Below are 12,090 nucleotides of genomic sequence, written 5' to 3' on the forward strand. Positions count from 1 at the left end.
AATTTCTTTGTCATGAATCAAGTGTTTTTATATTTACTTTATATTTTTGTGCAATATAAGTAAGCGATGTTTGTTCAATTTCTTTTACTGTATTTTTTCGAAATTCTGCAGTATATGTTTTAAATTTTTGTTCTTTTCCTGCCATTAAAAAATCCACCTCCTCTAAAAGTTTAGTAAAGTTCTTTTTTAATTTTACTTACTTTTTGGGGTGCAGTCTTTTAACCGTTGCAGGCGTAACTTCAAATGGAATTGGAAATGGGGCATGATTAGGAATTTTATCAATTCAATCATTTAGTCAAATCCAAGGTGTTCAAACATTTATCGGTACGGGGTATACGTGATTTATTCTTAGTGCATTACTAACAATGAGCGTAACAATGGCCTTAACATGATTTTTAGAAAAACTTCCACGTTTTACAAAATTACGAGATGAAATATTACAAGTTAAGGGGACAAGTTTAATTAGTTTTAAAAAACAACCAAAAGTGGTTGAGAATATTAATAAATAAATCTTTGAAACGATAAAGGAGATTATCAATGAATAAAATAAATTTTCAAGAAGCGATTGTGTATGAAATTCACCCACAATCGTTTTATGACAGCAATCATGATGGTGTTGGTGATTTACAATGAATTATTCAAAAATTAGATTATTTAGCAATGCTAGGAGTTAATTATTTATGATTAAATCCAATTTATGTGTCACCACAAAAAGATAATGGTTATGATGTTTCAGATTACAAAAATATTAATCCGCTTTTTGGAACAATGGATGATTTTGAAATGCTAGTTACAGAAGCAAAAAAACGGAACATTTTTATTATGATGGATATGATTTTTAATCATTGCTCAACAGAACATGAATGATTTCAAAAAGCACAGACAGGAAATCCAGATTATTTGCAACGATTCTTCTTTCTTCCTGGTGACAAAGCAAATTGCCCAAATAATTGGCAAAGTAAGTTTGGTGGTTCAGTATGAGAATATCATAATAAATTAAAAATGTTTTATTTACATTTATTTGATAAAACACAAGCTGATTTAAATTGAACGAATGAAAGTCTACGCCAAGATATTTATCAAATTGTTAACTATTGATTACAAAAAGGAGTTCGAGGGTTACGATTTGATGTTATTAATTTAATTGGTAAACCAAATACTTTTGAAAATGATTTAACTGGTGATGGTCGGAAATATTATACTGACACACCACAAGTTCATACATATTTGCAAGAAATGACTCAAAATACTTATTTGAAAACAAATGATATTATTACTGTTGGTGAGTTATCATCAACATCAATAAAACAAGCAATTTTATATACAAAGCCAGTGGCCCAAGAATTAAATATGGCTTTTACTTTCCATCATTTAAAAATTGATTATTTAAATAATGAAAAATGAAAATTAGCGCCCTATGAGCCGGCTAAACTAGTAGCAAAAATTAAGGAATGACAGAGCTCGGTGCAAGCAGCAGGTGGTTGGTTAGCTAATTTTTTAAATAATCATGATCAACCACGAGCATTATCACGCTTTGGTGATCCGGAAAATTATCGTTTTGAATCAGCTAAAGCTTTAGCAGCTGTTGTCTTGTTACTACGAGGAACGCCATATCTTTATCAAGGATAAGAATTTGGTATGGAAAATAATAATTATACCAAGATTGAACAGTTAAAAGATGTTGAATCAATTAATTATTATCACATTCTTCAAAATGAAGGAGAACAACCAGATGCTATTTTAAAAGTATTAAGTGCACGTTCACGCGATAATGCTCGTACTCCAATGCAATGAAATAATCAGCAATTTGCTGGGTTTGGTACACATAAACCATGAATTGATGTTAATATGAATTATTTAAAAATTAATTGAGAAAAAGATTATCATAGTCCACAATCAATTTTTAAAGCTTATCAAATGTTAATTCAACTTCGCAAAAATAATCTTGCCTTTAGTTATGGCGAGATTGAATTTGTTGAAATTAATCCAGTAATATTAAGCTTTTATAGTTATTATAAACAAAACAAATTTTTAGTATTAATCAATTTATTTGCGCAAACAATTCCAATGCCAGATAATTTATTGCCTGAAAAAAAGATGTATAACAATTACTCAACTTTTGATAAAAAAATTAATCCTTATCAATTTCTTGTGTTTGATTATTTAATGTCAAAACCATTTAAATAATCAAACCCTTTTTTAAATGAAATAAATCTAGTTCAATTTTAGTAATTAAGTCATCAATACAATTTTGGATATTTCTATTTCTTGCAATTATTGGTTTTCAAATTTGGTTTTGATGGTGGGCTTTTGTGCTATAGAAGTATTTATCTAATAAAAGAGTAAATTTATCTTTATTAACAAATGACATTGATAAAACTTCTTGATATTTGTTACTATTATCGATTAAATTAGCCATTGCTTTTGGGGTTAAAATTTTACGTAATTTTATATGGTCTGTTGTATTAGTATCAAAAAGATTAGGAAATTCTGTTCCTTATAATTCAATTTCTTTATATTATTTAAAATAAATTTTTTAAATTTACTTTGGTGTGGTACAATATTGGCTTCAATTTCAAGGTTTTTTGGTAAAGTAGCTGCAAAGAAAAAGTAATTTTCAGAACGCTTCATTTCAATTCATAATAATAAATAGGTGATATTAATTCCATTTGCAATACTATTTGATGTTTTTTGGTCTTTTGATTTACTATTAGAAAGCGAAGCTAAAACAATTAAAACAATAAAAAGACAAAAAATTAATGTTTTTAAAAAAACCATTGTTTTACGAACCGTAATAATACCTAATGAAAAGGTATTATTTTTTATTGTGCCATTGATAACTTTATTATCAATTTTTTCTTCTAAGCTACTAACGCGAATTAAACTTTGTTGTAATAAATTATTTTTTTTGGGATTTTTACTAAAACTAGTGAAATTGGGTTCTGGGATAATCTTAAAATTATTACTTATTTCATCTAAAATAACTTCATCTTTTCAAAGATCAGCAATTGCAATTCGGTAATATTCATTATAATCTAATCGATTAAGAAAAAGACTAATACTAATAGCACCGGCTTTAATCAACATATAAACAATAATTGTTATTACTAACAGCGGTAAAGGTAAGTATATTAAATAAAATGTAAGTGCAGGGTCATTATTATTAGCAATAAAAGTAAGTATAATACCAATAAATAAAGCAGTAGTAAAAATTAAGATTAATGAACTGAAAATAACATCAACAATGATTGATTTACGTCAAAAACTAGTAATTTTTCGATAATGATTTTGTATATGTTCTTGGTGAAGTGCTTTAATTTTATTAACTGCTGTTTCTGATAACGCAGTGCTAGTCATTTGTTATTTCACATCGCTTTCTAAAAAAGTAATATTGTTTTAGGTAAATTATAATTTAAAAAAAGTAAGATTACAATTAAGTCCTAAAAATAAATAGACTTTTTTATTTGAACTTGGTATATAATAATTATGCATTGTTTTATAATTTAGAAAATAAAAACACTTAAGGAGTGAAAAAATAAATGAACAGTTTATTATTAACAAGCGTACCACCAAATCCAGAATGAATTACGCCAAGTAATACACCACATAATATTTTGGCAACATATGGCGGATTAATTCGTGTGTATGCTGTTTTTATTACAATAGGAATGATTTGTTCGGTTTTAGTCTGTTTTATTCGACTAAAATTAAAAAAGGTTCCGATTGAACCATTAATTTGATCAATTTTTACTATTATTCCATTTTCATTATTTGGAGCAAGTTTTTTTGGAAAATTTAATAATGATGTTAATCATCCTTGAATTTTAGAACCAGGTGATGTTCCATTTTGGTCTTTATTTGCGTTTTGAAAAGCTGGGATGAGTATTCATGGTGGTGTTTTGTTCGGAACAATTACTGGCTTAATTGTTTTTGGTATTGTTGGTCGAAAAGAAAAAGTTTCACTTTGAGTTTATACGGATTGTATTATTCCAAACATTTTATTAGGACAAGTATTAGGTCGTTGAGGTAATTTTTTTAATCATGAATTATTAGGAAGTGTTACTTCATATGATTCATTATGTTGATTACCGGCTTTTATTCGGGATAACTTATGGCAGTGAGATGGTTTATCACCAGAAACAAATAACCTTGGTGAAATTGTCTTTCGCCAACCGATCTTTTTATATGAATCATTCTTTAATTTCTTAGCATGATTATTTATTACTTTTTTTATTCCTGTTGCTGGACAATTATTTAGTAAAAAACCACGGAAAAAAGACCCTAAAGAATATCCTTTTGATTTAAAATATAATTTTATTCATTTTTTTAATCGAAAATATCTTAAACCTGATAAAATGACTTGAAAAAAAGTTTGGGATAAAGCATATTTTAACTATGTACCAAACCAAAAGCAATTAGATGAAATGGATAAAAAAAGTGGGCAAATAGATAGTTCAAAAGAACAAACTGGTTTTACCAATATAATTAAAAAATGATGACATAATGATAGTGCTGCATTAACAAAATTAAATAATCCGGGGCGTTATGCAATCACACGTAGCGGGGTGCAAACTGGTTTTTATTTCTTTTTATGAAATTTGATTCGTTTTATTTTAGAAACACAACGTGATGATGACACAAGTTTATTTATTAAAAATCATCGTACGCTAGATTATACGGTCTTAATTTTAATTTCCCTAATTGGTTTAGGATTAGCAATTTATGCGCAATGAGGAGCGCCGAAAAAATTCCGCAAAAATGGATTTATGTATGAAAAAGAATATGTTGATTTTCATAGTTTGCAAACATGAAAATTTGAAAAATATTTAAATAATAGTATCATTATTGGCGAAGATAATTATGTTAATAAATTACCAGTAGTCATTAAGACAAAAGTTATGGAATTCTTAGGATATCAAGGTGAACCTTTTGAAAAATATTTTGAATTAAAATATGTTAAAACAAATGAACAAGAAGCAAGCAAGCACGAAGTTATTAATTATAGTTTTAAAATAGTTGCTTTACCAGGAACAAATAATAAATTTATTGATGAATTAGTTGTTAATCAAACTTTTAAATTTAATTTAAGTAAAATTTTACAACAAACAACATTAATATTATCAAAACCTGATGATAATAATTATTTTACCTTAACGAAAAAACAATTGGAACTATTATTAAATGCTATTATTCATACTCCTGAAAAGGCAAATGAAATTAAAACGAGGTGGTATCAATTTTATCCTCATATTAATGAACAAAAAACAACAATTTTTGATCTTGATTTGAATGATTTAATTGCTTTTGATGAATTAAAAATTAATCCAAAAGCAAAAAAAATTGAAATATCAAAATTCCAATTTAAAGAAAATCAATTTTATTACTTTAATAAAAAAATTGCTTTTAAATTAAAATGAGAATAATTAACTTTTAAGAGTGTACAATAAGAATAGAAAGAGAGGAAAAATTATGTTAACAAACGACATTGAAAAAGATTTACAACATTATATTGATGAACACATCAAAATGCAATTCTTTTGCTATAATTTAAGTTCAGCCGCTGATAAGTTAGGGTTTCCTGGTTTTAGCCATTATTTCCAAGTTCAAACACAAGATGAAGTTTTACATCAACGTCGAATTATGAATTTTGTTTTAGACCGCGATGGACATTATCAGATTAAAAATATTGCTGAAGAATATAAAGATATTAAAAATATTATTGAATTAATGGAAACCTATCAAACAAAACGAGCATATTTTGCTGAATTAACAAATAAATTAGCACAGCATGCCAATACAGTTGGTGATTTAGTTACTTATAAATTTTATGATTGATTTATTATTGACTTTTATGAAGAATTAGCTGAAGTAAAAGATATTATTGAATGAATTAAAATGTCAAATAATAGTTATTATAAAATTGATCGAAAAATGCGAGAAAAAGAAGAACCAGATACTTTAACAGTTATTGACCCTTTTAGTCCCCATGCATAAAAAAATGTTTTTTCTTTTTAAGAAAAAACATTTTTTTATTTGTAAATTGTAATTGCAAATGCAATTAAAACTATTAACTAAGTAATAATATATTATATTTAATATTTATGTATAATAAAATTACTAAATCAAAATGAAAAGGTTTAGGTTGTTAATAATTAAATTATAAAAATAAATTTTATTTTTATATTAATCATTTAATATCAAACAATTGTAGTATGGTTTCTAAAAAATAATAAATAAAAAAAGAAAGGACACAAATAGAATGAAAAAAATTTTAAGTTTATTAACTGCCACAAGTTTTGTTACTATGATGCCAGAACTTGTTGCCATAAGTTCTTATGAAAAAGAAGATAAATTATCAACAAGTAATTTTGAAAATGAATTTTTTCAAGATTTTCAAGCAGTTATTGAAAATTTTGAAAGTAATAATGTTGAAGTATCAACATTAAAAACATATACAAGAGTAAAAGCATATTCTTATCTTGATGATGATAATCAAAAAGTTCCTTTTGTAACAGATACGACTGGTGCAGAACGTGATTTTGTTAATTTAATGAATAAATTTGTAAAAGCATATGGTTTAAAAACTTTAAATAATATAGTGAAAAAAATTTCTGTTGTTGATGCCTCAAAATATGAAAACTATTTTATGTATTCTGATTTATGACCAGAATGATTATTCACATTAAATAAAAAATTAAATGTAATTAGAACACAAATGTGTGGTATGGGATGTACTTATAATCATTTTGTTAAAACAAATAATGATATTTTATATTCTCCTGCAATAACGTTTGATATGTTTGATTTTGTTAATACTGTGGCGATTGGTGTTTTAGCTAAAGACCAAAATTATTTTTCCACTAATAATAAAACCAATCTTCATATAATAGCACATGAATTTGCGAATGCATTTGAAACATATTTTTCGTTTAAAAAGGGATACCGAAATTTATTAAAAGATGAAATAAGTTTAAGCAAGTTTTTTTAAATAAAGAGATATATTATAATATTTTACCAAGTGATTATTTAATTACATATTTAGCAAAAGCAAAGGATAAAGAAGATGAATCTTGAGAAAATAAAAAAGAGCTTGCTTATTCAATTATCAATTCCAAGTATGCTCGATACAATTATGATGATGTAAAAGAACCTAATATTATTAGTTGATTAGTAAATTTTTTATTTGAAAATTTATTTAGTATAGTAGAATATCGCTATAGATCAGAAAATAATGCGGAATTATTTGCTGAAGCTTTTGCTTATTGAATTTTAGCAACACAAGAAGAAAAGCAAACAGATAATTGAAAAATATTAAATGATTTTTTTTATAATGAAATTAAAAAGAAATATGACGTTGAAATTGATTAAAATTAGATTAAAAGTTGTAAAATGCAATATGAAGTGTAACAAACCAACTCAGAAAGGAGTTAATTTTTTAATGGAAAGAAAACATTATTTTATTTTGCAGTCGTTGTAACTAAGTATGGAAAAGATAATGTTATTAATACTGTGTAAAAGAAGATGAACACTATATTCTATTAATTTTTATAAAATGTGTTACTATTTAATTAATACAAACTTTAAAAATGATATTACATTTTAGAGAGTTAACTATAAGCATAAATGAAAGGAATAGATATAGATATGAATAAATTACTAAGTTTGTTAAGTACAATAATAATTAGTGTAACGATCATAATCCAAAGAACTGGCGAACCTCCCATTTTGGCAAATATTGATCAACAAATTGTAACTGGAATATATCAAAAGACAGCTTGAGCTGGAATTCACAAAAAATCATCTAACCTTTAGCAAATCCTGAAATACTTACCAATGAAGTTCCTTCCCCATTTCAATTTGCTTCTAAAATGTTACGAAATCCAAAAATTAATCCCCCTGCTATTAAGGCTGGGACTATGGGAATAAATATTTCTGAAAAATGTTGTAATAATCGTTGATATCATTTTCCTTTTTTTACTGTTGATTCATTTGTTATATTTTCTTCTAATTTTTCTGTTTTAGAAGTTAAGTATTTTTTAAATTCAGCAAAATAATTATTGACATCAGGTCCAATTACAATATGATATTGCCCAATTGGTTGAACCGTTCCTTTAACATTATCTAATCCTTCTATTTCCTTTGAATTCGCTTTTGTATTGTTTTTTAAAACTAATCTAATCCGGGAAACACAATGAGTATATGAAATAATATTGTCAATTCCTCCCAATAATGGAATTAACACTGCTATTTCAGTATTATATGTTTTTTTTTGTCATAATTTTTATCTCCTGTATGGAATCATTTCCATATCTTGATTATAATACACATTTTTTAAAATATAAACTTATTTTAAAAAAGTTTTAATCTCATAACTTAAACATTCAATTGTTTTATTTTTTGTCATATTATTTCCATCTAAAATTTGCTTTAACTTGAGAATTATTTTTGTTGCTAATTCACCATAGTTAATGGCAATATAATAATGTTTTGGTAAAATTGGCAGAAAAAAGTCATTACTATTACAAATATCTGTTAGTAAACTATTAGTAATATTATTTTTCATTAAAAAGGAAATAACAACTTTATAGCAGGTATGTGTCCCTGCAATAATAATTTTATTATTTAAATCAATTGTTTTAACTAATTCTCAAATTATTCGTTCTTGATTCTCAGAAAAAAAGTACGATTGAAATTGATAATTACGACGTTTAAATCAATCAACAACAGTATCATATCGTGCAAATCCAGTTGGTAAATTTGTTACCGGATTCTCACTAATATAAAGAATTTCTTTTTGCTTGTCAAATTCATGATTCAGCGCCATTTCTTGGAGCAAAGCATACATCATTTCATTATCATTATTAATAAAAACAGTATCCCCTCATTGACGACCATACACAATAATTGGAACATTAATTGTCTGTAAAAAGGGGCGGATATTTTGGTAATTACTAATCGTAAATAAAATTAAAGCAGCTGGTTTACGGCGAACAATTTCTTGTAAATGTAATACCTCATCATAAGTTGTTTCAACAACAAAAGGAACTACTTTAGCAAAATCATCATTAATTTGTTTTAAAATTTATTTAACAATAAATGTATTACTACTTGTTAAATCAGGAATTAAAATATATACTTCTAACATTTTCTTTTTAATTGAATGCGTAGGAAAATCAGGTTGAAAATTATATTTTTCCACAACTTTTTGAATTAAAAGACGCCTTTCTTGACTAACATAACCGCCATTAAAATAACGTGATACTGTCCCAACACCAACGCCACATTCAGCAGCAATTGTTTTAATTGAAATTTTTTTATTTTTCATTAAAACCTTTTTTTAAAAACCAATTTTGCTTAATAATGGGACTAAATAATAAAAATAGTACACAACAAAGCATTATTATTGCAATAATAAAAATAAAGAAATAAGGAAAATCTCATCTTTTAATATATAAAAATTGAAATAACAGTCCAGCTATAATTCCAGTCATAAGAAAAATTAGATGATAAAACCATGGGATTTTCTTAAAAATTTTTTGTCAAAGGCCTTTTTCTTTTGTCAATGAAAAACTATTCATGTTAACCACTCCTTATGTGTCATAATTATATGCTAATTTAATAAAAATAGTTTTAATAAGTTTATTAATTTAAAATATTTTAACTATTCATTAAAATTTAATAATTTTGCAAATAATGCTCAACATTCATCACGGGCAATTTTATTTCGACTTGATGTTTTAATAAAATAATCACTATCAGCAAAATTTAATTTAGCTTTAATAATCTTTTCATGCTTTTGAATATCATTCTTTTTGACCTTATCAAGTTTTGTTCCAATTAAAACGGTCAAAATGTTAAAATGTTTTAAATATTGATACATTTCATAATCATCTTGAGTTGGTGGATGACGTAAATCTACTAACAAACAGACAAATTTTAAATTTTGGCGTTGAGTTAAATATTCTTCCATCATTTTTGTAAAATCCATCTTATATTGGTTACCAACTTTTGCAAATCCATATCCGGGTGCATCAACAATTCGAAATTGATTATTATTAATTGCAAAAAAATTTAACATACGGGTTTTCCCGGGAATTTGCGAAACTTTTGCTAATTGGCGCTGATTTGTCAACATATTTAAAAAACTTGATTTACCAACATTACTTTTCCCTAAAAAAGCAATTTCTAATAAATCATCATTAATTCAACCTGCTTTATTAACCGCTGATGTAACATAACTTGCATTTTTAAACTTAAACATTATTTATCCTCCATCTGACGATTAATTTCATACATTAAAATTGTTCCTGCCTGAGCAACATTTAATGACTCAAGTTGTGAATTAATTTTAATTTTGACATTATAATCACTAATTTCTTGCAATGTGGTGGAAAGGCCATGCCCCTCATTACCCAATGCTAAAATATACCGGTCATTTTGCTTAAACTGACAATCTTGTAAATAAACACTTTTTTGATTTAAACCTGTCGTAATAATTTTATATTGGTTTAATTGGAAGTTTTTAATTTCATTTAAACCAATCTCTTTAATTGCAACTTTAAAAATCGCACCTTGACTAGAACGTAAGACTTTATCATTAAAAAGATCAACAGTATGATTATACAAAATAATATTTGTAAAACCAAAACCAAGGCCAGTTCTGATTAATGTTCCGACATTACCTGGATCTTGAATGTTTTCTAATAAAAGAATATTTTGATTAAATTGAAAATTATTTTGTTCCTTAACCTTCGTTAAATCAATCACACCGATAATATTTTGACTATTTTTTCTTTTACTCAACTTAGTTAAAATTAATTCCGTAACTATTGTTAATAAAATATTATTAAAATTCTTTAATTTTGGTTGATTTTCTTTTGTTGTTAAAATTTCAACAACAATATTTTGTTGTAATGCTTCATCAATAATGTTTCATCCTTCAATTAAGGCTAAATTAAATTCTTTTCGGTATTTTTTTTCTTTTAATTTTGCCAATAATTTAATATGTTCATTTTGCGTTGAATTAATTTCTCGATAATTCATAAGATGGAATGCTTTCTTAATTGACATACATAAAACCAACAAGGTATTTTTTGGTTTTTGGGTCATCTCATTTTTCTTTTGTCTTTGCTGTTTCGCGCATTACAACAGCCATTGCTCGGGGGCGTTTTGGTGGATCTTGCATTTTCCCTAATAAAACCGCTAATCCAGACCTATTATTTTTATCATTAATTTCTTTATTATAATCTTCGGCATCCTTAACTCCAATTTGTTTTGCCATAATTTTAACCTTGTTTTTTTCATATCAACGCTGAAATTTTTGATATTTTTCAAAAGACCATTCTTTTTCTTCTCAACCTAAGAAAATGCGGTCTTTCTCTTCATCTCAACTAGTTAAATAATCACGAAAATTTGTTTGTGCAGTTGGTCCTTGTTCCATCATTTTAAAAGTTTGATTAATTGTTTCTTCTAATGTATCATACCCATAACCAATAAAAGCATTACCAATTCAATGATGTTTATAAATTGGTTTTAATGGATTAAGAGGTTCAGTAAATGTAAGAGCATATGCTCAATATTTGTCGTCTGCTTTACTACGAAAAAGTTCATATCCAAATTTTTGATGCTTAATAACAACAGCATCTTTTTTAATTTTACAAACTAAATGCTTAAAAGCTGTTACAATAGCATTAATTTCCCCATCAGTTAATGGTGCCTTTAATTTTGGCTGTTTTAATTTTAAAATATGTTCTGTATAATATGATGGCATTCCCTCAACCTCCTTTTTAGTTAAAATTAACTACTAATTATAATTTTATCTTGGATATTTTGTTAAGTAAAGTAATAATTTGAAATTAACAAACAATCCATTATAATCATAATTTCATAATAATTAAAAAAGGAAATTAATAGAGTGCACCCCAAAAAGTAAGTATTAGTAAAAAAGGTTTATAAACTTTTATTTATTATATCCTTTTCTTTGCGGCTTGAATATCATTTATTTCATTTTTTAACATCATTAATATATTCGTCATGCGATAAGTAAATATTGTTATGAATTGTTGCTTTTTTTAATAAAGAATGAAAACT

The 12,090-nt window shown here is 25.9% G+C and carries 13 protein-coding genes and 1 pseudogene; 5 read left to right on the forward strand and 9 right to left on the reverse strand.

The genetic code is table 4. From position 1 onward, the window contains the following. The first annotated feature begins 203 nt into the window (after nt 1–203). On the forward strand, nt 204–509 hold the full coding sequence (locus D9R21_RS01790) for a hypothetical protein (protein ID WP_241568655.1): 306 nt from the start codon (nt 204–206) through the stop codon (nt 507–509). Nucleotides 510–537: 28 nt separating this feature from the next. Next, nucleotides 538–2,187, forward strand: a pseudogene (locus D9R21_RS01795) (alpha,alpha-phosphotrehalase). On the opposite strand, the gene D9R21_RS08140 reads toward D9R21_RS01795, so the two are convergent. Both D9R21_RS08140 and D9R21_RS01800 read right to left on the reverse strand, forming a co-directional pair. Beyond that, the gene (locus D9R21_RS08140; RefSeq protein ID WP_334199033.1) at nt 2,180–2,452 is read right to left on the reverse strand and encodes a hypothetical protein; all 273 of its coding nucleotides are present in this window, start codon (nt 2,450–2,452) and stop codon (nt 2,180–2,182) included. The pseudogene D9R21_RS01795 and the gene D9R21_RS08140 overlap by 8 nt on opposite strands. Beyond that, complete coding sequence (locus D9R21_RS01800; RefSeq protein ID WP_241568658.1) at nt 2,449–3,357, reverse strand: hypothetical protein; 909 nt, start codon at nt 3,355–3,357, stop codon at nt 2,449–2,451. Before D9R21_RS01800 ends, D9R21_RS08140 begins: the two co-directional genes overlap by 4 nt. 182 nt (nt 3,358–3,539) lie before the next feature. Here D9R21_RS01800 and D9R21_RS01805 point away from each other — a divergent pair, with 182 nt between their 5' ends. The 3 genes from D9R21_RS01805 to D9R21_RS01815 all read left to right on the forward strand — a co-directional run bounded on the left by D9R21_RS01805 (nt 3,540) and on the right by D9R21_RS01815 (nt 6,988). After that, the gene (locus tag D9R21_RS01805) at nt 3,540–5,423 is read left to right on the forward strand and encodes a prolipoprotein diacylglyceryl transferase (RefSeq protein WP_126820855.1); all 1,884 of its coding nucleotides are present in this window, start codon (nt 3,540–3,542) and stop codon (nt 5,421–5,423) included. Between the two features lie 46 nt (nt 5,424–5,469). Further along, entirely contained in the window at nt 5,470–5,994 is a 525-nt protein-coding gene (locus tag D9R21_RS01810) for a ferritin (protein WP_126820856.1), read from the forward strand. A gap of 265 nt (nt 5,995–6,259) precedes the next feature. Beyond that, a complete protein-coding gene (locus D9R21_RS01815) occupies nt 6,260–6,988 on the forward strand; it encodes a hypothetical protein (RefSeq protein ID WP_126820857.1) in 729 nt (242 codons plus the stop codon). A gap of 813 nt (nt 6,989–7,801) precedes the next feature. Here D9R21_RS01815 and D9R21_RS01820 read toward each other — a convergent pair. From D9R21_RS01820 to D9R21_RS01845, 7 genes are all read right to left on the reverse strand, one after another. Next, complete coding sequence (locus D9R21_RS01820; protein WP_241568659.1) at nt 7,802–8,242, reverse strand: PTS transporter subunit EIIB; 441 nt, start codon at nt 8,240–8,242, stop codon at nt 7,802–7,804. A 102-nt stretch (nt 8,243–8,344) separates the two neighbouring features. Continuing rightward, nucleotides 8,345–8,899, reverse strand: coding sequence for a type 1 periplasmic-binding domain-containing protein (locus tag D9R21_RS08145; protein WP_241568660.1), 555 nt, complete (start codon nt 8,897–8,899; stop codon nt 8,345–8,347). Between the two features lie 183 nt (nt 8,900–9,082). Beyond that, the gene (locus tag D9R21_RS08150; RefSeq protein WP_241568661.1) at nt 9,083–9,325 is read right to left on the reverse strand and encodes a LacI family DNA-binding transcriptional regulator; all 243 of its coding nucleotides are present in this window, start codon (nt 9,323–9,325) and stop codon (nt 9,083–9,085) included. Further along, entirely contained in the window at nt 9,315–9,578 is a 264-nt protein-coding gene (locus D9R21_RS01830) for a TIGR04570 family membrane protein (protein WP_126820858.1), read from the reverse strand. Before D9R21_RS01830 ends, D9R21_RS08150 begins: the two co-directional genes overlap by 11 nt. A gap of 83 nt (nt 9,579–9,661) precedes the next feature. Beyond that, a complete protein-coding gene (gene yihA, locus D9R21_RS01835; protein WP_126820859.1) occupies nt 9,662–10,261 on the reverse strand; it encodes a ribosome biogenesis GTP-binding protein YihA/YsxC in 600 nt (199 codons plus the stop codon). Next, entirely contained in the window at nt 10,261–11,043 is a 783-nt protein-coding gene (locus D9R21_RS01840; RefSeq protein WP_126820860.1) for a TrmH family RNA methyltransferase, read from the reverse strand. Before D9R21_RS01840 ends, yihA begins: the two co-directional genes overlap by 1 nt. A gap of 16 nt (nt 11,044–11,059) precedes the next feature. Continuing rightward, nucleotides 11,060–11,770 (reverse strand): hypothetical protein, encoded by a 711-nt coding sequence (locus D9R21_RS01845; protein WP_126820861.1) that lies wholly within the window; start codon nt 11,768–11,770, stop codon nt 11,060–11,062. Nucleotides 11,771–12,090 lie beyond the last annotated feature (320 nt).

Source organism: Spiroplasma endosymbiont of Megaselia nigra (assembly GCF_003987485.1).
Classification (GTDB): Bacteria; Bacillota_I; Bacilli_A; order Mycoplasmatales; family Mycoplasmataceae; genus Spiroplasma.